This window comes from Variovorax sp. M-6, from assembly GCF_052114385.1.
Taxonomy (GTDB): domain Bacteria; phylum Pseudomonadota; class Gammaproteobacteria; order Burkholderiales; family Burkholderiaceae_C; genus Variovorax.
Genome location: NZ_JBFREQ010000013.1, coordinates 1 through 21,904 on the forward strand (window position 1 = coordinate 1; position 21,904 = coordinate 21,904).

Genomic DNA, 21,904 nt, shown 5'->3' on the forward strand with positions numbered 1-21,904 from the left:
CCGTCCGGATGGATGTACGACCCGAAGGGCGTGATGTACCAGCGGTTGTCGTAGTACTGGTCCGCTGCGAACGTGGTCTGCGCAAGGCAGGCGCCATACGGGAGGGCAAGCACGCAGCAAGCTGCGAAGGTGCGTCGGTCGAACATGAATTTCTCCTCACATTGTCAATGTCGATGAGAGAGCCTCAGCTTGAGCCTTCGAGACAGCCGATTACTCGAGCCAGTCGAGGTCGACAATAGGTGCGATCAAGTCCGCTGGAATATACGAATGAAACTGGGTGTTTCGCCGTCAGAGCGGAGCAGCAACCTGCAGTTTCAATTGGCGTGACAATTGCATTGCACAAGTTGCGCTTCGGCAACGTTGAGCAGTTCGGCAACTTCCAGTTGCAACATCGAAAGAAAAGGCGCCATGCCCGTGCTGCGGTCGTTTCGCCCACGGACCGGCGTCGAATCAAAACTCTCATGACTCGCATTCACTGACAAACGTCAATACAGGCATCGGCAAGAACAGACAATTGCCGTCCGATGGTTTTCCCCTGAACCGGCGCTTGGTGGGGTCTCAGCAATGTGCCGGCGGCCACCCTCAAGGTCTGGAGCCTAGACTGAGGTGCGTGAGCGCGGGGCGAGGGTTCCATTCTTTCGGCACGATGAAGCTCGGCTATTCGGTCCTTCCCTGCTCCGATTGCGCCTTGATCATCTGTTGCAGCATCGCCATCAACGCAGCGCCGGTCAGGCCGAACATCAACACCCCGTTCCCGGCCTCGAGCGGACCCAGCAACTTCCAGGGCTTGGTCATGACCACGTCACCGTAGCCCAGCGAACTGAAGTTCACTGCCGAGTGGTACACCGCCTCGTACAACTCGCCGAACTCGCCCAGCACCATGAACAGCAATCCCCAGATCATGATCTGGAGGAAGTTCCCCAGTATCAGCGCGATCATCGCGACCAGAAGCGAGCGAATCTGAACGAACGGACGAGCGAAAGTGACGCGGTTCGATTGGCCTATGTAGTAGCGAACGCTCCAGAACGTGACGGCGGCCTGGAGCACCAGACACAGCAGGATGATCGGCAGCCCGATCGCCAGATTTATCAGCATGGTGCGATTCCTCCGTTCAGGCTTGTCTGCAGGACAGCGCATCGGATCGGCTGGCTCGCCAGTGTTCCAGCGCCCACACCGTCACCCATGCATAGAGCGCAACGGCAACGAACAAGGCGACGCGCATGGCCGATGCCTTGATCACGTCCTTGCCGCTGCCGCTGTCCTCGATGGCCGGTCCCAGCAGGAGCAGCATGGTCACCAGCGACTGGACCCAGAAAGAAGGCGGCAAGGCGTTGGGCCGGACCCGAAAAAGCCGCGTCCCTGCCCAGAGTGCGGCCGCGGCCATCCACAGCATCAACATCCATAGATTGGGGCGCAGTGAAAGGCCAATCCAGACGCATCCGGCGATCACTGCGCCCATGATCGTGGACCCCAAGAGCTCCTGTCCGGCCGCGCGGGCGCTTGTAGAGCCGGCCTGCTGACCCAGCGCGACGGACTTCATGATGGCGGCGACATAGAACGAGGGATTGGTCAGCGCCAGCACGAAGACCGGCATGACGACCACGACGGCGCGCAATGCGGTCCAACTCGCCGATTCTCGTGAAGTGACCTCGGGCGCCGCCTCCTTGCTGGCAGGTGCAGGGAGATCGGGGAACAGCGCATGCGAAGCGCCGCTCACCAGCACGCCGATGCAAAGGCCTACCGCGAGGGTCGCGCCGATCTGGAAGGCCAGGACCTGCGCCACCACCCCGACCACCGGAATCAAGGCAACGGCCATCACGAGAATCGTCGTCACCGGATTGGCCTTGCGCGCGCCCGAATAGAACACCGCGTAGAGCAACGCGCCCGTCAGCAGCACGCCGGCCAGCGCGTAGTGTTGCAGTACCGGAACCACCAGCACCCCTGCCGCCATCAGCGCGAGAACAATGAAGGCGAAGACGATGCCCTTGAAAAGCGGGATCGGCGGCCCCGCCTTGCACAGAATCAGCACGGCGACCACGCAGACTGCGTAGGGTGCCTTCAGCGCAAGCCCGTAGGCGACGAGCACCGCGAGGCCCAGGCCGATGGCCAGCCGCAGCACGGCCTTGTCGGCCGGTCCCATGCGGCGGCGTTCAGTAGACATAGGACAGCATGCTCATCATGTGGATGAAGCCCGTTCCCAGCCAGTTCATCAGCCCGTGATCGCCGGTGTAGATCAGCGCTTCGGCCTGCCCCCCCACCCGCACGGCGCGCAGCTTTTCGCGCTCGGACGGATCGAATTCGATGGCCACCGGAAAACGCTGCGCCTGCCGCAGCCAGTCGCGACTGTTCTCGATCGTCGGCAGCGTTCCGGGCTGTGCGGGCTGCCCGCTGGCGACACCGGCCCCGACGCTGCGGACCCTTCCCTTCAGCACGCTGCCCGGCATCACGTCGAGCACGATGGCCACCGCATCGCCCGGCTTGATGTTGCCGAGATTGTTCTCGGTCATGTCCGCGCTGATCCAGAGATCGCGAATCGTGATCAGCGTCATGACGGGCGCGCCAGCCTGCACGAACTGCCCGACGTCGGTGCGCAGGTCGGTCACGAGGCCGCGGCCGGGCGCGGCCACCTCGGTGCGCTGCATGTCCAGTTCGGCCTTGTCGACCGCCGATCGGGCGCTGATCAGTTGCGCATTCTTGTCGCCGCTGTCGCCCGCGGCTTCCTGGGCGCGAATCAGGTCGACACGGGCGGCCTGCTCCTGGCTGAGTGCCTTGACCCGGCTGGCCTGCGCGCTCTGGACCCGGCGGATGGAAATCGCGCCGGGGTCTTCCGCAAAGATCTGCTCCAGTCGCGTTGCGTCCTGCCGGGCGTAGACATAGTTGGCCGTGGCCGCCCGCAGACCAGCCTGGGCGGCTTCCACGGAAGCCACCGATGCATTGACCGAGCGCCGAACCGACTCATAGTCGGAACGGCTGCGTTGCAGCGCGATGCGGTATTGCGTCGGGTCGATCTCGAAGAGCTGTTGTCCAGGTTCCACGCTGTCATTGTTCTTGACATGCACCTTCAGCACCCGGCCCGACACTTCCGCCGCCACCGGCACCACAAAGGCCTGCACCCGGGCCTGCGACGTGTAGGGCGTCAGGCGATCCGAAACGAAATACCAGACGAGGCTGGCGACGATCAGCACCAGGACGACGATCGCGCCGAGGCGCGCGCCCTTGCCGCTTTCGGGCGGCGGCACCGTGGGCTGCCTGGGTTCGTCGCTCATGGTCTTGTCCCTTCCGGAGGGGGAAGCACGGCGTCGCCGGGCGCCGGCAACGGAGCGGCCAACAGCCCCTTCCAATCGCTGCGCCGACCCATGGCCTCTTGCGTCGCGTCGTCGAGCACCGGCCGGCTGCGGGCCGCCTCCCATCCACCTCCCATGGCCTTGTAGAGGGTGATCAGGCTCTGCGACTGGCTGCCGCGGCTGGCAACCAGCTGGTCCTGCTCGCTGAAGAGCGTGCGCTGCGAGTCGAGCACGCGCTGGAAGTCGACCAAGCCCTCGTTGTATTGCCTGTCGGCGATTTCCAGCGAACGCTGCGCGGCCTTCACCGCATCTGCCAGCAGCACGATCTGCTCGCCGGTCTTGGTAAAGCCGACCGATGCATCGTCGACGTCGCGAGCCGCTTGCAACACCGTGTTCTGGTACTGCTCATAGAGTTGCTGGAACCGCGCGTCCTGCACCAGCACGGTGTTGGTCAACCGTCCATGGTCGAACACATTCCAGACCAGACTGGGCCCGATGGTGCCGCTCAAGACCCTCGATGCGCCCTCGAGCGTCGAGCCCGACAGACCCAGCGCGCCCAGCAGAGAAATGGAGGGATAGAGATCGGCCACGCTCACGCCGATCAGGGCGGACTGCGCAGCCAGCTGCATTTCCACCGCCCGCACATCAGGGCGGCGTCGCAGCAGCTGGGCCGGCATGTCGACGATGACGTCCAGGCCGGCCTGCGGGATCCTTTCTTTCCCTTCTTCCATCTCAGGCAAGGGGCCCGGCGGGCGGGCCAGCAGGATGCTCAAGGCGTTTTGCGCCTGGCGCAGCGCGATCTCCAGCGGGGGCACGGTCGAGAGCGTGCCCAGGTACTGGGCCTTGGCCTGCTGGACGTCCAGCTCGGACTCGTTGCCGCTCTTGAAGTGAAGCTCCGTGATCTGGAGGCTGCGCTTTTGCAGTTCCGCATTCTCGCGAGAGATCCGCAGCCGCAGTTCCACCGTGCGGATCGTGCAGTACAAGCCGGCGACCTGGGCCGCCATCAGCACCTGAATATCGTCGTACTGGGCGATGCTGGCGAGATAGGCAGCGTCCGCCGACTCGATGCTACGCCTGAACTTGCCCCAGAAGTCGATCTCCCAACCCAGGCTGAACCCGACATTCGCAGTCCACGCACTGGTGTCGCGCCCGCTTGAACGCTGCTCGCCGACGCCGAGCACTTGGGCTGTTGCCTGCTGCACCTGCGGATAGCGCGTGCTGTCGGCAATGCCGAGCTGCGCCCGCGCCTCCATGATGCGCAGGCCGGCGATCCGCACGTTCGGATTGACGCGCTGCGCCTCGGCGACGAGTTGGTCGAGCACGGGGTCGTTGAAGTTGTGCCACCACTGCGGCAGCGACCCATTGCGTGGACGCCTCAGGTCGGCGGCGAGAGTTTCCAGCGAACCGCCGCTCCACCCCGACAGCCACGGCACGCGGGGCCGCTCGAAATCGGGGCCCACCGTGGTGCATCCCCCGAGCGTCGCGGCGGCGCCGGCCAAGGCCAGGATTCGCAAGCTCGACCCCATCGAAGGCATCTCAGGCATCGGTTCAGGACACGATCGGCGGCTCGCCCTCCAGTTCGACCGGGTCGACGAGGTCCGGATCGGTCGCGACCCACCGCATGAGGATCTGATAGCCAAGGCTAAGCGCCGTGGCGCCGAGGAACATGCCCAGGATGCCGGCGCCCGCCAGTCCGCCCAGGGCACCGATCAGAACCACCGGCATGGGCGCATCCACGCCCCGCCCCAGCAAGAGCGGCTTCAGCACGTTGTCGAGCATGCCGGCGACCACAAGAAGCACCGAGTTGACGACGGCCGGCACGGTCTCGTAGTCCTTGCTGAGCCAGACGTAGGCGATGACCGGCACGGTGACCAGCAGTGCCGGGACCTGCGCGATGCCCAGCACCAGCACGATCACGGCCAGAACGCCGGCGAAGGGAATCTGGGCAAGGATCAGGATGATGCCCACGGCCATCGCCTGAATGAAGGCCACGCCGACCACGCCCAGGGCCACTGCGCGGATGGTCGAGGTGGCGAGCGCAGCAAACTCCTCGCCTCGTCGGCTGCCGACGATGCGCCCGAGGATGGACTGCGCGGCTTCGGCCCCCGACTCTCCGAAGGCCATGATGATGCCGGCGATGATGAACGAGAACATGAAGAGCAGTATGGTTCCGCCAATGCTCGCCACCATCGCCAGCGCCTTGGCGGCCAGTTCGCCGAGCTCCGGCTGCATCCTCTGAATGACCGCCGGCATGTCCGTATGCGCGAGCGACCAGAGGCCGTGCAGCTTCGAGCCGACGATGGGCAACTCGGCAACGCGCGCAGGCGGCGCGGGAATCGCAAACTCGTTGTCTTTCACCCGCTCGATCGTCTCGTGGACCGAATCGCCCATCGAGCCCAGGACCACGGCCATGGGCACCACGATCAGCGCAATGCCGCCCACCACGAGCAAGGTGGCAGCCAGACCCTGTTTCCCGCCCAACCGGCCGGCCAGCACCTGGTGGCCCGGATACATCGTCACTGCCAGGATCAGCGCCCAGGCCATCATGGTGATGAAGGGCGAAAAGATCTTGTAGCAAAGCAGCGTCAGGGCCAGGACCAGTCCGGCCCGGATGAAGACATCCATCAGCTTCCTGGACATCCGCGTTTCGCGTACGAGATCGGGCTGGAGAAGCGTTCTCATGGGTCGACCCTTCGAAAGTAGACGACGTCGGAATTGTCCTGAGTCGTTTCACATCGACTGATGACTCTCAACACGGCACCACGCATGACTCGTGCTGGTTTCTCGCAAAGGCTTGCCGCCCCGGCCATCTTCAACCTTTCTGCGCGCCGCCGCCCAGTGGTTGTCGTCGTACGGGTCCGATGCGAAAGGGGTCTGCGCAAGGCAGGCACCCACCCCGCTCTACTTCTTCGCAGGCTCGACCGACAGCGCCACCGCCTCGGTGTAGACCGCATGGACCTGATCGCCCACCTTGATCATCTTCAGCTGGTCGGGATCGCGGACCGTCAGGTCCACCTCGTATTCCGTCCCGCGCAGCGTGATCATGTGAGTCTTCCTGTTCACGGCCACCACGTCCGCGGTGACCTCGACCTTTTCTCCGACCGCACCGCCCGGGCGTTCGCCTGCCTTGGCCCTGTCGCCGCTCATGGTCTCGACCCTGCTGCGCAGTTCCTTGCCATCCTTCATCAAGGTCAACGTGAGCGCCTGCGCGTAACGGACGGTCACCTTGTCACCGACCTTGAGCTGCTCGAGGTTTCGTGCCTCGGGACCGATTCCGAACACATGCACCTTGCCTTTGGAATCCTTGATGGTGACATGGCGCTTCTCGAGGTCCATCGCCTGGATGACCCCCGTGGCCCTGATCACCTCCTTGAGCGTCCCCGTGCCGGGGCTCGCCGAGGCCGCAACCTCTCGGGCGGGCTTGCCCTGCGAGACAGCGGGCGCCAGCAGCGTACCCAGCATTGCGATCGCTATGAGCGAAGTTGCGATCTTCATGAGAATCCCCCTTTCGCGATGGTCGGGAAGGGTGCCAAGCATGATCCATATCGAGCGCGTCACGTTGACGTTCGTCAATCCCGCCTCCATGGGCCCGTTCCGCGGCCGCCCTTCGGCCACGGTCCGTCAACGCGATCAATCCTATGACCGTCATAGGCAAAGCCTTTGCCCGATTCGTCCGTGCGGCATCCAGAATGCAGAGATCTTCAATCAAAGAACTGGAGATTCACCATGAGCGAGACACAAGCGGAAGCCAAGTGCCCATTCCCCCATGCGGGGGGCCATGTCAATCGTGACTGGTGGCCCAACCAGCTGCGGGTGGACCTGCTTCACCAGCACTCCTCCAAGTCAGATCCCATGGGCGAGGACTTCGACTACGCGAAGGAGTTCAAGAGCCTCGACTACGAGTCGCTGAAGAAGGATCTGCGTGCGCTGATGACGGACTCGCAGGACTGGTGGCCGGCGGACTTCGGCCACTACGGGCCGCTGTTCATCCGTATGGCCTGGCACAGTGCCGGTACCTACCGTACCGGCGACGGGCGTGGCGGCGGCGGCCGTGGCCAGCAGCGCTTTGCGCCGCTCAACAGCTGGCCCGACAACGTCAACCTCGACAAGGCGCGCCGACTGCTGTGGCCGATCAAGCAGAAGTACGGCCGCAAGATCTCCTGGGCCGACCTGATGATCCTGACCGGCAACGTGGCCCTGGAATCGATGGGCTTCAAGACCTTCGGCTTCGGCGGCGGCCGCCCGGACACCTGGGAGCCCGACCAGGACGTCTACTGGGGCAAGGAAACGACGTGGCTGGAGGACAAGCGCTACACCGGCGACCGCGACCTGGAAAACCCGCTCGCCGCGGTGCAGATGGGCCTGATCTACGTCAACCCGGAAGGCCCGAACGGCAACGCGGACCCGGTCTCGGCGGCCAGGGACATCCGCGAAACCTTCGCCCGCATGGCGATGAACGACGAGGAAACCGTCGCCCTGATCGCCGGCGGCCACACTTTCGGCAAGACCCACGGCGCCGGCCCGGCGGACCTCGTCGGCTCGGTCCCGGAAGCGGCCGATCTGGAGGAGATGGGCATGGGCTGGAAAAGCACCCACGCCAGCGGCATCGCCGGCGATGCGATCGGTAGCGGCCTGGAAGTCACCTGGTCGCAGACGCCGACGCAGTGGAGCAACCATTTCTTCGAGAACCTGTTCAAGTTCGAGTGGGAAGCGGTCAAGAGCCCGGCCGGCGCGGGACAGTGGCAGGCCAAGGGCGCTGCGGCGGACATTCCGGATGCCCACGACAAGTCGAAGAAGCGCGTGCCCACCATGCTGACCACCGATCTTTCACTGCGCTTCGACCCCGCCTACGAAAAGATCTCGCGGCGCTTCCTCGAGCACCCCGAGCAGCTTGCCGACGCGTTTGCGCGCGCCTGGTTCAAGCTGACGCATCGCGACATGGGCCCGCGCGCGCGCTACCTCGGCCCGGAAGTGCCCGCCGAAGAGCTGATCTGGCAGGACCCGATTCCGAAGGTCGACCATCCCCTTGTCGGCGACAAGGACATCGCGGCGCTCAAGACCAAGGTGCTGGCCTCGGGCCTGTCGGTGTCCGACCTGGTGCTGACGGCCTGGGCCTCGGCCTCCACCTACCGAGGCTCCGACATGCGGGGCGGCTCCGACGGCGGCCGCATCCGCCTCGCGCCTCAAAAGGACTGGGAGGTCAACGAGCCGGCCAGGCTGGCCAAGGTGCTCAATACGCTGGAAGCCATCCAGGGCGAGTTCAACAAGGCGCAATCGGGCGGCAAGAAGGTATCGATGGCCGACCTGATCGTCCTGGCCGGCTGCGCCGGCGTCGAGCAGGGGGCCAGGAACGCCGGTCACGATGTGACGGTGCCCTTCACCCCGGGCCGCATGGACGCGTCGCAGGCGCAGACCGACGTGCAAGCCATGGCGGTGCTCGAGCCGGTGGCCGACGGCTTCCGCAACTACCTCAAGAAGGACTACAGCGTTCCCGCCGATGCGCTGCTGATCGACAAGGCGCAGCTGCTCACCCTGACCGCGCCCCAGATGACGGTGCTGGTGGGCGGCATGCGCGCCCTGGGCGCCAACGTCGGTGCCACCAAGCACGGCATCTTCAGCCAGAAGGAGCACACGCTGACCAACGAGTTCTTCGTGCGCCTGCTCGACCTGAACACGATCTGGAAGGCGGTGCCCGGCGAGAACAACCTGTACGAGGGAGTCGACCGCAAGACGGGCGAGCGCAAGGGCAGCGCGACGCGCGTGGACCTGGCCATCGGCTCCAATTCAGTGCTGCGCGCCCTGGCCGAGGTCTACGGCAGCTCGGACGCGCAGGAGAAGTTCGTGAAGGACTTCGTCGCAGCATGGACCAAGGTGATGAACCTTGGCCGCTTCGACATGGTCTAGGGCCTGGGGAGGCCATCGCACGCCGTGGCGATGGGCCTTCACCAACCGGCATTCGTCTTTGCCCTCCTCCTCCCGAGGCGGCGCAGTGCTACGCTATGCAGACAAGCGGGCAGGAGACAGCGATGACGGCCAGCTACGTGGAAATACAAGGCGCCCAGGCGGATATCGCCCTCTGGGATGGGCTGATCACGGACCAAAACGCCCTCATCTGCGTCATGATGCAGAAGATGTCCCAAGTCGGATGCGCGGATGCGGCATGGCTCGACGAGCGAATCACGGAGGCGGAGAGTATCGAGAACCGCTTGGTCGTCGGACTCGACCGCGCCCAGCGCCGATTGCGGACATTGCTCTAGAGGCGGCGCAGCGCGAGGCCGAAATCGACCGCGCGCATGACCGTCGCCCCACTCACCGCCTGCAGATCCCCAGCACCAGTTCCTGCTCCGTGCAAGCGCGCGATGGCGGCGGCGCCTGGACGGCGGTCGAAGCAGCGACAGCCGCACGGCGGGCAATGCAGGTACGCATGCGCTTTTCCATCGGCGCGTAGTAGCGCCACCCCTGGCTCAGGGCCGGGAGTTCCAGGCGCACTTGCTTCCACTTGGGATGGCCGTTGGCCTGGAGCTTGTCGAAATTGATGCAAAGGGATTCGGCGAAGCGGCCCAGATTCCCGACCGTCGACTGCAGTCCGTAGTCGTAGGTGACCAGGTAGGCCTTGACGGTCAGCGTGGTCACGTCGGCCTTGAGCCATGTCGGATAGCTGGCGGCGCGTATCACCGCGGGGAAATAGGTCTTCTTCGCCCGCGCCGTCTCTGGCGCTGCATCGTCGAGCTTCAGGATCTTGATGTAGTTGCGCGCCTCGGCCTTCATGTCCGAGAACAGCTTGGCCGGCTGTCCGGCAACGATGATGGCGACGTCGATCGACTTGTCGACCGTGAGCCTGGCCAGCGCCTCCTCGTTGCTCAGGTATTGCGCGTTGGCAGTCGGCAGCGGCTCCCCGAACATCAGCTGGTACAGCGTTCTCGACGTGAGCGCCGTGCCGCTGCCCAGCGGGCCGACGCCGATCACCTTGTTCCTGATCTCGTGGATGCTGTTCAGCGGCGAGTCGGCGCGGGCGACGAAATAGATCTCCTCGTCATAGAGCGGCATGACGAGGCGCAGTGGACGGATGATGTTGCCGGCATCGGCGTTGCCCGCCTTCGCCTCGTCCAGAAACGCCTGGTAGACGTCGGACTGCACCAAGGCCAGCTTGACGCCGGGCTCGAAGCGCATGCGCTGGACGTTCTCCGCCGAGCCCTTCGACTCGAGGACTTCGAGGTCGATGTCGGCGGGCTCGGCAACCCACGTGGCGAGGTCCCGGCCGATCTGGATGTAGGTGCCGGTTTTCGATGCGGTGACGATCTTGTACTCCGCCCGGGGCGCCGCGGCCGCGCACGCAAGGAAGGCCATCCACAACAGTCCGGTCAACAGGGATCTGATAGGCATACTGGCTCCATCGAAGGTTGGCGATACCACCAGGTGATGCCTGGCTCATTGTTGCTGCTCAGTGTCTCGTTCGGACGCTCTCGTTCTCCCTATTTCTTCGCGCACAAGGCCAGCGCCGCGAGCGCTTCGCTGCACTCTTTCTCCTGCGATCCGGCGGTGCCGATGGCGGGCGCAGAAATGGCGGGCACGGGCGCTTCCGGAGCCAACGGGGCTGGAGCAGCCGACGCCGCGGCCTCGTTGCGTCGAAGCGCCCTGGACACCTTCAGGGCGGGGTCCGGAAGCTGTTCACGCGTGGCGGCCTGTTCTTGCACGCGCCGATCCAAAGCCTCCTTCAGCGCCCGAACGCCAGGGTCTTCCGCATGGTCGGCATCCAGGATCTCGAGGCCCTGCTCCGCGGCACCCAGGTCGCCGCGGTTCAGGGCGTCCTGCACGCGCTCGACACCGGCGCTGAAGGCTCGCAGCCTGCCGGCCTCGTTCTGATCGTCGAAATAGGCGCGCTCGAGCCCCAGAGCAGCGAGCCCGATCAAGACCAGCGCGCATGCGATGGCGATCACCTTGCGCTGGGGGGTCGCGAAACGCGCCGCCCAGCGCGCCTTGGCGCCGCCTCCCGAGGCTTCCGTTTGCCAGAAGGCGCCAGGTCGGACAAGGCCGATTTCGAGGTCCGATTCCTCGTTCGCCGCGCCCGTGGGGCCGGGGATGTGGATGACTTCCTCCGCATCCGCCTGCACGGTGTCCGCGAAGTCGATGACCACGGGGGCCCGCGCTTCATTTTCAGCAGCGGCGCCGCGCCCGGTCATGGCAGGCGGTCTTGCATCGTCAGTCTCGAGCGTGGCCAGCTGATCCTCGAAGCAGAACGGGCAAAAGCGGTTCCCTGCCTGCAGCATCGCAGCGCATCGCCTGCAGGGTACTGAGAACGATGGGTCCAGGTCGGCCGGGTTTGCCATGGTTCACACAAGGTTCATGCTCGCCGCGGGATCGAGCGATTTTTTGATTCTGGACCTACTTTCGCGCCGAACCAAGCTCGTTTTCATGGGCCGCCCCGCCCGTGGGGCGAGGTGCGGTCAGGCGCGTCGCTTGAACATCGCCGACCCCCCGCTCGCATGTGCGACCTCCTCCGCGGTGGCGACAAGGGCCGGGCCGAGCGCCAGCATGCGTTCTTCCGTCAATCGAACCAGGGGGCCGGCGATCGTGATCACCCCGATCACGGCGCCGTTGCCGCTTCTCACCGGCGCGGCCATGGCGGTCATGGCCGGCGCGAACACCTCGTTGATCATGCTGAAGCCGCGCTTGCGCGCACTTCGAACGAAAGCGAGCACCGCCTTGACGGTCGTCGGCGCCTTCGGCCCGAATTCGCCGGGTTTGCCGAAGCCCTGCCTGGCGATGAGTTCGAGCGCCTGTTCATCCGTCATCGTCGACAACCACGCATGGCCGGCCGAGCTGCACGACAGATTGACCGACAGGCCCATGTCCGGGTCGTAGCGCAGGCCGCGCGTCGCACCCTGCGCCTTGGCGACAAAGGTGAGTTCGTCGCCGTCGACCACCGCCAGGCGGACCAGTTCGCCCGACTCGGCCGCGAGTCGGTCGAGCAAGGGCTGCGCCACATCCACGATGCCGCTGTTGCTCAGAAAACTCAGGCCGAGCGAGACCAGCTTGATGGTCAGCGAGTAGTCGCCGTGACTCTGGTCCTGCCGTACGTAGCCGCAGCGGATCAGTTCGGCCAGCAGGCGGTGCGTCGCGCTCAGCGGCATGCCGAGATCGGTGGCCAACGCAGACAACTGCCGGCCCTCCGGATGTTCGGCGAGGTGCTCCATCAGCTTGAAGCTGCGTTCCAGTATTGCGCTCATTCCTTGACCCTGAAGACCTGTCCAAATCCCCCCGCCCGACTCGCGGCGACGGCGGCGCGCGCGCCGCGCGCAGGCAAGCCGGACGTCAATGTACCGCGTTTCCGGAAAGCGTTTCTACTTATGGAAAACTTTTCCACAGATCGCTAAGATCGCGCCGCATCCTGCATCGGACCGCGCCCAAGAGCATCCGCCGCACCCCGAATTCACGTCGTCTGGAGCCCTTCTTGAGAACCCTACTCCCTCGCCTGCTGGCGGCTGCCGGCCTCTCCCTCGCCCTGGCTGCCCCCGCATTCGCACAGGACGGCCAGGAGCGCGTGATCCGCTTCGGCCACCTGAACAATGCCGACCACCCGGTGAGCTTCGGCGTCAAGCGCTTCGCGGAACTGCTGGCCGCCAAGAGCGGCGGCAAGATGAAGGTGCAGGAATTCCCCGCGTCCCAGCTGGGCAACGAGCTGCAGCAGCAGTCCGCGCTGCAAGGCGGCGTGCAGCAGATGTCGGCGCCCGCCACCACGTCGCTGGCGGGCATCGTCAAGGAGTTCGGCCTGGTCGACTTTCCCTTCGCGGTCAGCACCTTCGCGCAGGCCGACGCACTGCTCGACGGCCCGATGGGGCAGGCGCTGATCGCCAAGTTGCCCGAGAAGGGCCTGGTCGCGCTGGGCTACTGGGACCTGGGCTTTCGCAACGTCACGAACAGCAAGCGCCCCATCACCAGGGCCGACGACCTCGAGGGCCTGAAGATCCGCGTGATCCCGAACCCGGTGTTCCTCGACACCTTCAAGGCCTTCAAGGCCAACCCGGTGCCGATGCCGTTCGCGGAGCTCTATGGCGCGCTGGAATCGAAGGCCGTCGACGGCCAGGAAAACCCGTTCTCGGTGATCCTGTCGAACAAGTTCTTCGAGGTGCAGAAGTTCCTGAGCGCGACGAACCACGTGTATGCCGCCAACATCGTGCTGGTCAGCAAGAAGTTCTGGGACCAGCTCTCGCCCAGCGAGCAGAAGTGGATGCGCGAAGCCGCCGACGAAGCGCGCGGCTACCAGCGCCAGGTGAGCCGCGCCGCTGCGCAGAAATCGGTGGGCGACCTGCAGTCCAAGGGCATGCAGTTCAACGAGGTGAGCCCGGCCGAGCAGTCGCGCATGCGCCAGATCGCCAAGCCCGTCATCGACCGCTTCGCCGCCAGCTACGACCCCGCGATCGTCAAGCTCTACAACGACGAACTTGCCCGCATCCGCAAGTGAGTCCTACGGCAAGGCATCCCATGAAAATCCTCGTCCTGCACGGCCCCAACCTCAACCTCTTCGGGCGTCGCGAGCCGCACATCTACGGCACGACGACGCTGGCCGAAATCAACGCCCGGCTGGAGAAGCTCGCCGCCGAACTGGGCGTGACGCTCGACATCATCCAGTCGAACCACGAAGGCGATCTGATCGACTTCCTGCACCGGAACATCGACGAGGCGCAGGGCGCGCTGGTCAACCCCGCCGGCCTGACGCAGCATGGCGTGCCCTTGCACGATGCGATCAAGGCCATGCCGTTTCCGACGCTGGAAGTGCACATGTCCAACATCGCGACGCGCGAAACGTGGCGAACGCACTCGATCATTTCGCCGGCGGTCAAGGCCACCATCCAGGGGCTGGGGCCGATCTCGTACCTTGCGGCGCTGCGCGCGCTCGTCGAGACGCTGCGCGAGACGCAGGCCTGAACCCGCATCCCCTCGCCGATCAACCACGAAGTCACGGATCAACATGAACCGATGGATCGATCGAAGCTGCAAGGCCATCGAGGCCGTCATCGCCTTCTTCCTGGCGGTGATGGTGGTGCTGGTGTTCGGCAACGTGGTGCTGCGCTACGGCTTCAACTCCGGCATCACCGTGTCGGAGGAAGTCTCGCGCTGGCTCTTCATCTGGGTCACGTTTCTCGGTGCGCTCGTGGCCTTGAAGGAGCACGGCCACCTGGGCATGGACATGGTGGTCCAGAAGCTGCCGCCGGCCGGAAAGAAGTTCTGCGCCGTCGCCGGCCACCTGGTGATGCTCTACATCGTCTGGCTGCTGTTCCAGGGCAGCCTGGCGCAGACCCGCATCAACTGGGACGTGACCGCCCCCGTGACAGGCGCCTCGATGGCCATCGTCTACAGCGTGGGCATCGTGTTCTCGGTGCTGGCGGCGGCCATCCTCGCGCTGGATCTCTATCGGATCCTGAGCGGACAAATCGCCGATGACGAGCTGGTCATGATCCAGGAGTCCGAGGAGGCGGTGCAACTCCAGCAGATTCTCGGCGCCGGCCCGGGCCCCGGGGGCAAGCCATGACCATCCTCGTCTTCGTGGGCTCGCTGCTGCTGGCGATGGCCATGGGCATTCCCATCGCGTTCTCGCTGCTGGCCAGCGGGGTGGCGCTGATGTGGCACCTCGACCTGTTCGATGCGCAGATCCTCGCGCAGAACGTCATCGGCGGCGCCGACAGCTTTCCGCTGCTGGCGGTTCCCTTCTTCATGCTCGCCGGCGAGATCATGAATGTCGGCGGACTCTCGCGACGCATCGTCGATTTCGCCATGGCGCTGGTCGGCCATGTGAAAGGCGGCCTGGGCTACGTGACCATTCTGGCCGGGTGCCTGCTGTCGGCGCTGTCGGGCTCGGCAGTGGCCGATGCCGCGGCCTTGACCGCCTTGCTGCTGCCCATGATGGTCAGCGCCGGGCACGACAAGGCGCGCTCCGGCGGACTGATTGCCGCCACCGGCGTCATCGGCCCCGTCATTCCGCCCAGCATCGGGCTCGTGATCTTCGGCGTCGCGGCCAACGTCTCCATCTCCAAGCTGTTCCTGGCGGCCATCGTGCCCGGCCTGCTGATCGGCGCGGCCCTGTGGCTGACCTGGGCCTGGCTGGTACGCAGCGAGAAGATCGTTCCGCCGCCGCGCAAGTCGGGCGTGGAAATCATGCGGGCGTTCCGCCAGGCACTGTGGGCGCTGTTCCTGCCGGTGATCATCCTGGTCGGTCTGCGCATGGGCGTCTTCACGCCGACCGAAGCGGCCGTGGTCGCCGCGGTGTACGCACTGTTCGTCTCGACCGTGATCTACCGCGAACTGCGCTGGAAGGACCTGTACGGCATCTTCGTCAGTGCCGCCAAGACGAGCGCCATCGTGATGTTCCTCATCGCCGCCGCGATGGTCAGCGCATGGCTGATCACGGTGGCCGATCTGCCGTCGAAGGTGGTCGGACTGCTGGAGCCCTTCATGGGCAGCAAGATCCTGCTGATGTTCGCCATCATGGTGCTGGTGATGATCGTCGGCACCGCGATGGACATGACGCCGACCATCCTGATCCTCACGCCCGTGCTCATGCCCATCGTGAAGGCGGCGGGCATCGACCCCGTCTACTTCGGCGTGCTCTTCATCATCAACAACTCCATCGGCCTGGTCACGCCGCCGGTGGGAACCGTGCTCAACGTGGTCGCCGGGGTGGGACGCATCTCGATGGACGACGTCACCAAGGGCGTGGTGCCTTTCATGATCGCGGAGTTCGTGATCATGTTCGTGATGGTGCTGTTCCCGTGGCTGGTCATCTGGCCGGCCAGATTGCTCGGCGCCTGACACCCGCCGCACCCGCTTCACTCAAAACCGACAGGAGACACTCCCATGAAGATTCGCATCTGGAAGACGTTGATCGCCGCCGCCGCGATGCTGGCGATGGCCGGCGCCGGCGCGCAGGTCAAGGAGCGCACGCTGAAGTTCGCGTTCCAGAACCAGACCGGCCACCCGCAAGCGCAGGGCGCGCAGAAGTTCGCCGATCTGGTGTCTTCGAAATCGGGCGGGCAGATCACCGTCAAGCTGTTCCCCGGCGGTTCGCTCGGCGGCGACCTGCAGACCGTGTCGGCGCTGCAAGGCGGCACGGTCGAGATCACCGTCTTGAACGCCGGCATCCTCAGCGCACAGGTCAAGGAATTCGCTGCCTACGACTTCCCTTTCCTCTTCAACAACGGCCAGGAGGCGGACGCGGTCACTGACGGACCCTTCGGCCAGAAGCTGTTCGGCAAGCTGGAGGAAAAGGGCCTGCATGGCCTCGGCTATTGGGATCTCGGCTTTCGCAACCTCACCAACAGCAAGCGCCCGATCGGCAAGGCGGACGACATCGCGGGCCTGAAGATTCGCGTGATCCAGTCGCCGATCTACGTGGACCTCTTCAGCGCGCTGGGCGCCAATGCCACGCCCCTGCCTTTCCCGGAGCTGTATTCCGCGCTGGACCAGAAGGCGGTCGACGGCCAGGAGAATCCCAACACGGTGATCCTGTCGTCCAAGTTTGCGGAGGTGCAGAAGTACCTCACGCAGACCCGCCACATCTACAACCCGCAGGCACTGATCGTCAGCAGGAAGACCTGGGACGGCATGAGCGAGCAGGAGAAGAAGATCATCGCCGACTCGGCCGCCGAAGCCACGACCTTCCAGCGCCAGGCGTCGCGCGGCGCGGCCGACAGCGCGCTCGAGGCGCTCAAGCAGGCCGGCATGACGGTGACCGAGTTGCCTCCGGCGGAAATGGCCAGGCTGCGCGAGAAGGTGAAGCCGGTCATCGACAAGTACACCGCGTCCGTCGGCGAAGCGACCGTGAAGGAACTCATGGCCGAGATCGCCAAGGCCCGGAAATAGAACGCCGATGCCGCGCCGGCGCGGCCAATGAGGGCCGGGGCCGGGCGTCAGCCTGGCTTGCTTGCCGCCACGCCCTCGACCTCGGCCCGCAGCCGCTCTTCCTGGGCCCGCAGTTCGGGTGTGAGTTCGGCGCCGAAATCGGCGGCCTCGAACAGCGGGCGGATTTCGATCTCGGAGTCGCCCGGCATCGGGTTCGGGCAGCGCCGGGCCCATTCGACAGCCTCCTCCATCGACTTGACCTGCCATAGCCAGAACCCGGCGACGAGTTCCTTGGTCTCCGTGAACGGCCCATCGATCACGGTCCGCTGGCTGCCCGAGAAGCGCACCCGTTTGCCCCGGACGCTCGGGTGCAGGCCCTCGCCCGCGAGCAGCACGCCCGCCTTGACGAGTTCCTCATTGAAGTTGCCCATGGCCGCAAGCAGCTCCGTGCTGGGCATTTCGCCGGCCTCCGACTGGCTCGTGGCCTTCACCATCACCATGACACGCATCATCATTTCTCCTTGCGTCGTTGTTGAGCCGCACGGCCCCGAAGTCGGTTCGGGATCAACGACGGCTCTGACATTACGTCGAATCGGGATCCCTGAAATCGACACCCATTTGAAAAAATTTGTGCTCACGCGCACCGCCTCCCCGGCACGCCGCGAAAGGTACGATGCGGGCGGGGCCTCGCTCGCGCGGCGCCGCCACAACGGAGGAAAACATGGGAACCCGAATCGCCGTGATGGGCGCAGGCGCCGTGGGGTGCTACTACGGCGGGATGTTGGCCCGCGCCGGCCATGAGGTGGTGCTGATCGGCCGGCCGGCCCATGTCCAGGCCATCGGGCACGCCGGCCTTCGGCTCGAGACGCGCAGCTTCGACGAACACGTGCAGCTTTCGGCCAGCACCGAGGCCGAGGCCGTGCGCGACGCGCAGACCGTGCTGTTCTGCGTGAAATCGACCGACACCGAATCCGCCGCGGCACAACTGCGGCCGTACCTGGCGCCCGATGCGATGCTGCTCGCGCTGCAGAACGGCGTCGATAACGCGGACCGGCTGCGCGCGGTACTTCCCGGCCACATCGTCGCCGCCGCGGTGGTCTATGTCGCGACCGAGATGGCCGGTCCGGGCCACCTGCGGCACCACGGCCGCGGCGAGCTCGTCATCGAGCCGTCGAGCCGCAGCGAGGCGCTGGCGCGGATGCTGATCGCGGCCGGCGTGCCCACCGAGATCTCGGCCAACGTTCGCGCCGCGCTGTGGGTCAAGCTGATCCTCAACTGCGCCTACAACGCCCTGTCGGCCATCGCGCAGTTGCCGTACGGCCGGCTCGTGCAGGGCGAAGGCGTCGAGCAGGTGATGCGCGACGTGGTGGCCGAGTGCGTCGAGGTGGCGCGGGCGGACGGCATCGGGCTGCCCGCCGACATCGAGGCCGTGGTTCTAGCACTGGCCCCCACCATGCCGGCCCAGTATTCATCGACCGCGCAGGATCTCGCGCGCGGCAAGCGCAGCGAGATCGATCACCTCAACGGGTTCGTGGTCCGGCGCGGCGCGGCGCTGGGCGTCCGGACACCTGCCAATCGTGTGCTGCACACCCTCGTGAAGCTGATCGAAACCGCGCGACCGGCGCACGGCCTCGATCCGGCCTGAAGCTCCGGCTACGGGCGGCTGGCGGCCGAGATGACGATCTCGACGCGGCGGTTCTTGGCTCGGCCCTGCGGCGTGTCGTTGGGGGCCACCGGGCGCGACTCCCCGAAGCCCTGCGCCGAGATCGAGTTCGTCGGCACGCCCTTCGAAGTGAGGAAGCGCGCGACATCGTCCGCCCGCGCCGAGGAAAGCTCGAGATTGGACGGGAAGCGCCGCCTCAGATCCGGACCGATCGGCAAGTTGTCGGTGAAGCCTTCGACCACGACCTGCTGGCCCGGCAGGTTGGACAGCGTCGGCGCGATCTTGGCCAGCGTCTGCTCGCCCTTGGCGCTGAGGGTCCAGCCGCCTTCGGGGAACAGGATCTCGTTGACCATCGTCACCTTGAGCTGGTTCTGCAACTGCGTGATCTGCGCCTGATCGGCGCTCAGCTCGTCCGAGAGCTGCTTGCTGAGGGCCGCATAGGTGTCGGCCTTCTGGACCTCGGTGTTGTAGGTCTGCTTGCTGACGCAGCCGGCGGCCAGGACGACGGAACACAGTGCCAGGATGAACTTGGTCGATTGCATGATTTCCTCGCTCGTGGTTGAACAGTGCACCGGGCCTCGCAGACCACGGACCGGCAGGTGCAGCAGGCGCTGAACCCTCGCTCGATGCTAGGGCCGTCGCCGGGCGCCGCCTATCCGAGTGCGCACGGACGAGCACGTACGTGGTGCCGGTCGATGATCGCCTCGCGCAACACGATGGCGTGGCTGTGCATGGTGTCCTTGGCGTCGGAGAGCAGCGTCAGCGTTCCCCGATGACGCAGGTCGTCGAGCAGTTGCAGCAGATCCGCGCGCTGCGCGAGTTCGGCGCGGTATTTCAGCCCGAAGCCTTCCCAGCGCTCGGGGTCGTGGCCATACCAGCTGCGCAGGCTGCTGCTGGGCGCGACATCCTTGAGCCAGAGGTCCATGACGACCTGATCCTTCGCCAGCCCGCGGGGCCAGAGGCGGTCGACCAGCACGCGCAGGCCGTCGGCGGGCGATGCCGCTTCGCGCACCCGCTTCAATGCGACGGGCCGAGGCCTGGGGAGCATCACACGCGCTCCGCCAGCGCGACGGTCGCGGCCTCGCGCCGTCCCTGGATCAGCCCGTCGAGCACCGAGGAGTCCGCCAGCGTCGAGGTATCGCCAAGATCCGCGGCCTCGTTGGCCGCGATCTTGCGCAGCATGCGCCGCAGGATCTTGCCCGATCGGGTCTTGGGCAATGCGGGCGCCCACTGGATCGCATCGGGCGCCGCGATCGGGCCGATCTGCCGGCGCACCCGGCGCACGAGCTCTTCGCGCAGGGCGGCGGTGGGCCGGACATGCGTCTTCAGCGTGACGTAGGCATAGACGCCCTGCCCTTTCACGTCATGGGGATAGCCGACCACGGCGGCCTCGACCACCTCGGGATGCGCAGCCAGGGCGCTTTCTATTTCGACCGTGCCCAGCCGATGGCCCGAGACGTTGATCACGTCGTCGACCCGGCCGGTGATCCAGTAGTACCCGTCCTCGTCCCGGCGGGCACCATCGCCCGTGAAGTAGAGCCCCGGATAGGCGTCGAAATACGCGCGCACGAAGCGCGCGGGATCGCGGTAGATGGTGCGCAGCATGCCGGGGCCGCCCTGGCGCAGGCACAGCATGCCTTCGCACGCCCCTTCCAGGATGCGCCCATGCTCGTCGACGATCACCGGCTCGACGCCGAAGAAGGGCAGCGTCGCCGAGCCGGGCTTGGTGGCGGTGGCGCCCGGCAAGGGCGCAATCACGATGGCGCCAGTCTCCGTCTGCCACCAGGTGTCGACAATCGGACAGCGCCGCTCACCGACCACCTCGTAGTACCAGCGCCAGGCCTCGGGATTGATGGGTTCGCCCACCGTCCCGAGCAGGCGCAGCGACGCACGGCTGCTGCGCCGCACGGGCGCCTCGCCATCGCGGATCAATGAGCGGATCGCCGTTGGCGAGGTATAGAAAATACTGACGCGGTGTTTGTCGATGATCTGCCAGAACCGCCCGCTGTCGGGATAGCCGGGGACGCCTTCGAACATGACGGTCGTGGCGCCATTGGCCAGCGGCCCGTAGACGATGTAGCTGTGACCCGTCACCCAGCCGACGTCCGCGGTGCACCAGAAGACGTCCTCGGCGTGATAGTCCAGCACGTACTTGTGCGTGAGCGAGGCTGCCAGCAGGTAGCCGCCCGTGCTGTGCTGCACCCCCTTGGGCTTGCCGGTCGAGCCCGAGGTGTACAGGATGAACAGCGGATCCTCGGCACCCATGGGCTCGGGTTCGCAGGCAGGCGCCTGGCGCGCCACCAGCTCGTCGTACCAGAGGTCCCGCCCCTCGGTCCATCCGACCTCGCCGCCGGTACGGCGCAGCACCACGCAGGTCGATACCTGCGGGCAGTGCCTGAGCGCCTCGTCGACGTTCGCCTTCATCGGCAGGCGGCGGCCGCCTCGCACGCCTTCGTCGGCCGTGATCAGTACGCGGGATTCACAGTCCTGGATGCGCCCCGCCAGCGACTCCGGGGAGAAGCCGGCGAACACGACCGAATGGATCGCGCCGATGCGGGCGCACGCCAGCATCGCCACCGCGGCCTCCGGCACCATCGGCAGGTAGATCGTGACGCGGTCGCCCTTGCCCACGCCCAGCGAACGCAGGCCGTTGGCGAGCCGGCACACCTGCGCGTGGAGTTCGGCGTAGCTGAGGGTCCGGCTCTCCGACGGGTCGTCGCCCTCCCAGATGATCGCCGCGCGACTTCCATCGTGGAGATGGCGGTCGAGGCAATTCACGCTGGCGTTCAGCACGCCGTCCTCGAACCAGTGGATGCGAATCTCGCCGGGCTCGAACGAGACATCGCGGGTCTTCCGCGGCGCCGTGAACCAGGAAAGCGATGCCGCCTGCTCGCTCCAGAAGCCCTGCGGATCGGTGATCGATCGCTGGTAGGCCTCGCGGTAGCCGCGCTCGTCCAGCCAGGCGCGCCACTTCCATTCGTCCGATACCGGGAACACTCCGGGTCTGCTCGACATCGCGCATCTCCTTTTTGGGGCCCTGCGATCACCAGCGCCGTCGAATGGATGGTGCGACCGTGCGTCGGTCAAGTAAAACGAGATTTATTGTGATTTGAATGCGGTT

At 65.8% G+C, this 21,904-nt stretch carries 21 protein-coding genes; 8 read left to right on the forward strand and 13 right to left on the reverse strand.

Annotation, left to right across the window (positions count from 1 at the left end; translation table 11 throughout):
* Positions 1 to 657 precede the first annotated feature (657 nt).
* The 6 genes from AB4Z46_RS16170 to AB4Z46_RS16195 all read right to left on the reverse strand — a co-directional run bounded on the left by AB4Z46_RS16170 (position 658) and on the right by AB4Z46_RS16195 (position 6,857).
* Complete coding sequence (locus AB4Z46_RS16170; RefSeq protein ID WP_442284530.1) at positions 658 to 1,095, reverse strand: ion channel; 438 nt, start codon at positions 1,093 to 1,095, stop codon at positions 658 to 660.
* Positions 1,096 to 1,111: 16 nt separating this feature from the next.
* Positions 1,112 to 2,161, reverse strand: coding sequence for a DUF2955 domain-containing protein (locus tag AB4Z46_RS16175; protein WP_442284531.1), 1,050 nt, complete (start codon positions 2,159 to 2,161; stop codon positions 1,112 to 1,114).
* The gene (locus tag AB4Z46_RS16180; protein WP_442284532.1) at positions 2,151 to 3,266 is read right to left on the reverse strand and encodes an HlyD family secretion protein; all 1,116 of its coding nucleotides are present in this window, start codon (positions 3,264 to 3,266) and stop codon (positions 2,151 to 2,153) included. Before AB4Z46_RS16180 ends, AB4Z46_RS16175 begins: the two co-directional genes overlap by 11 nt.
* The gene (locus AB4Z46_RS16185) at positions 3,263 to 4,783 is read right to left on the reverse strand and encodes an efflux transporter outer membrane subunit (RefSeq protein ID WP_442284533.1); all 1,521 of its coding nucleotides are present in this window, start codon (positions 4,781 to 4,783) and stop codon (positions 3,263 to 3,265) included. Before AB4Z46_RS16185 ends, AB4Z46_RS16180 begins: the two co-directional genes overlap by 4 nt.
* A gap of 49 nt (positions 4,784 to 4,832) precedes the next feature.
* On the reverse strand, positions 4,833 to 5,966 hold the full coding sequence (locus tag AB4Z46_RS16190; protein WP_442284534.1) for an AI-2E family transporter: 1,134 nt from the start codon (positions 5,964 to 5,966) through the stop codon (positions 4,833 to 4,835).
* 219 nt (positions 5,967 to 6,185) lie between these two features.
* The gene (locus AB4Z46_RS16195; protein WP_442284535.1) at positions 6,186 to 6,857 is read right to left on the reverse strand and encodes a hypothetical protein; all 672 of its coding nucleotides are present in this window, start codon (positions 6,855 to 6,857) and stop codon (positions 6,186 to 6,188) included.
* Between the two features lie 153 nt (positions 6,858 to 7,010).
* Between AB4Z46_RS16195 and katG the strand changes: the two genes are divergently transcribed.
* Both katG and AB4Z46_RS16205 read left to right on the forward strand, forming a co-directional pair.
* Positions 7,011 to 9,188, forward strand: a complete 2,178-nt coding sequence (gene katG, locus AB4Z46_RS16200) for a catalase/peroxidase HPI (RefSeq protein WP_442284536.1) — start codon at positions 7,011 to 7,013, stop codon at positions 9,186 to 9,188.
* Positions 9,189 to 9,310: 122 nt separating this feature from the next.
* On the forward strand, positions 9,311 to 9,541 hold the full coding sequence (locus AB4Z46_RS16205; protein ID WP_442284537.1) for a hypothetical protein: 231 nt from the start codon (positions 9,311 to 9,313) through the stop codon (positions 9,539 to 9,541).
* A 52-nt stretch (positions 9,542 to 9,593) separates the two neighbouring features.
* Here AB4Z46_RS16205 and AB4Z46_RS16210 read toward each other — a convergent pair whose 3' ends face one another.
* The 3 genes from AB4Z46_RS16210 to AB4Z46_RS16220 form a co-directional block, all read right to left on the reverse strand.
* Positions 9,594 to 10,667 (reverse strand): TAXI family TRAP transporter solute-binding subunit, encoded by a 1,074-nt coding sequence (locus tag AB4Z46_RS16210; protein WP_442284538.1) that lies wholly within the window; start codon positions 10,665 to 10,667, stop codon positions 9,594 to 9,596.
* A gap of 89 nt (positions 10,668 to 10,756) precedes the next feature.
* Complete coding sequence (locus AB4Z46_RS16215; RefSeq protein ID WP_442284539.1) at positions 10,757 to 11,611, reverse strand: hypothetical protein; 855 nt, start codon at positions 11,609 to 11,611, stop codon at positions 10,757 to 10,759.
* Between the two features lie 117 nt (positions 11,612 to 11,728).
* A complete protein-coding gene (locus tag AB4Z46_RS16220; protein ID WP_442284540.1) occupies positions 11,729 to 12,511 on the reverse strand; it encodes an IclR family transcriptional regulator in 783 nt (260 codons plus the stop codon).
* Positions 12,512 to 12,735: 224 nt separating this feature from the next.
* On the opposite strand from AB4Z46_RS16220, the gene AB4Z46_RS16225 reads away from it, so the two are divergent.
* Genes AB4Z46_RS16225 through AB4Z46_RS16245 form a run of 5 tightly spaced genes read left to right on the forward strand, consistent with a single transcriptional unit; the run spans position 12,736 to position 17,141 of the window.
* Positions 12,736 to 13,746 (forward strand): TRAP transporter substrate-binding protein, encoded by a 1,011-nt coding sequence (locus AB4Z46_RS16225; RefSeq protein ID WP_442284541.1) that lies wholly within the window; start codon positions 12,736 to 12,738, stop codon positions 13,744 to 13,746.
* A gap of 20 nt (positions 13,747 to 13,766) precedes the next feature.
* Positions 13,767 to 14,210, forward strand: a complete 444-nt coding sequence (locus AB4Z46_RS16230) for a type II 3-dehydroquinate dehydratase (RefSeq protein ID WP_442284542.1) — start codon at positions 13,767 to 13,769, stop codon at positions 14,208 to 14,210.
* 43 nt (positions 14,211 to 14,253) lie between these two features.
* On the forward strand, positions 14,254 to 14,814 hold the full coding sequence (locus tag AB4Z46_RS16235; RefSeq protein ID WP_442284543.1) for a TRAP transporter small permease: 561 nt from the start codon (positions 14,254 to 14,256) through the stop codon (positions 14,812 to 14,814).
* Positions 14,811 to 16,091: a TRAP transporter large permease gene (locus AB4Z46_RS16240; RefSeq protein WP_442284544.1), complete on the forward strand. Its 1,281-nt coding sequence runs from the start codon at positions 14,811 to 14,813 to the stop codon at positions 16,089 to 16,091. Before AB4Z46_RS16235 ends, AB4Z46_RS16240 begins: the two co-directional genes overlap by 4 nt.
* Before the next feature lie 45 nt (positions 16,092 to 16,136).
* A complete protein-coding gene (locus tag AB4Z46_RS16245) occupies positions 16,137 to 17,141 on the forward strand; it encodes a TRAP transporter substrate-binding protein (RefSeq protein WP_442284545.1) in 1,005 nt (334 codons plus the stop codon).
* Between the two features lie 47 nt (positions 17,142 to 17,188).
* On the opposite strand, the gene AB4Z46_RS16250 is transcribed toward AB4Z46_RS16245, so the two are convergent.
* Complete coding sequence (locus tag AB4Z46_RS16250; protein ID WP_442284673.1) at positions 17,189 to 17,629, reverse strand: YciI family protein; 441 nt, start codon at positions 17,627 to 17,629, stop codon at positions 17,189 to 17,191.
* Between the two features lie 212 nt (positions 17,630 to 17,841).
* Between AB4Z46_RS16250 and AB4Z46_RS16255 the strand changes: the two genes are divergently transcribed.
* Positions 17,842 to 18,765: a ketopantoate reductase family protein gene (locus AB4Z46_RS16255; protein ID WP_442284546.1), complete on the forward strand. Its 924-nt coding sequence runs from the start codon at positions 17,842 to 17,844 to the stop codon at positions 18,763 to 18,765.
* Between the two features lie 8 nt (positions 18,766 to 18,773).
* Here AB4Z46_RS16255 and AB4Z46_RS16260 read toward each other — a convergent pair whose 3' ends face one another.
* From AB4Z46_RS16260 to acs, 3 genes are all read right to left on the reverse strand, one after another.
* Entirely contained in the window at positions 18,774 to 19,325 is a 552-nt protein-coding gene (locus AB4Z46_RS16260) for an OmpA/MotB family protein (RefSeq protein ID WP_442284547.1), read from the reverse strand.
* A 110-nt stretch (positions 19,326 to 19,435) separates the two neighbouring features.
* Positions 19,436 to 19,831 carry a DUF488 domain-containing protein gene (locus AB4Z46_RS16265; protein ID WP_442284548.1) on the reverse strand — a complete coding sequence of 132 codons (396 nt, stop codon included), beginning with the start codon at positions 19,829 to 19,831 and terminating at the stop codon, positions 19,436 to 19,438.
* Positions 19,831 to 21,798, reverse strand: coding sequence for an acetate--CoA ligase (gene acs, locus AB4Z46_RS16270; RefSeq protein ID WP_442284549.1), 1,968 nt, complete (start codon positions 21,796 to 21,798; stop codon positions 19,831 to 19,833). Before acs ends, AB4Z46_RS16265 begins: the two co-directional genes overlap by 1 nt.
* Between the last annotated feature and the right edge of the window lie 106 nt (positions 21,799 to 21,904).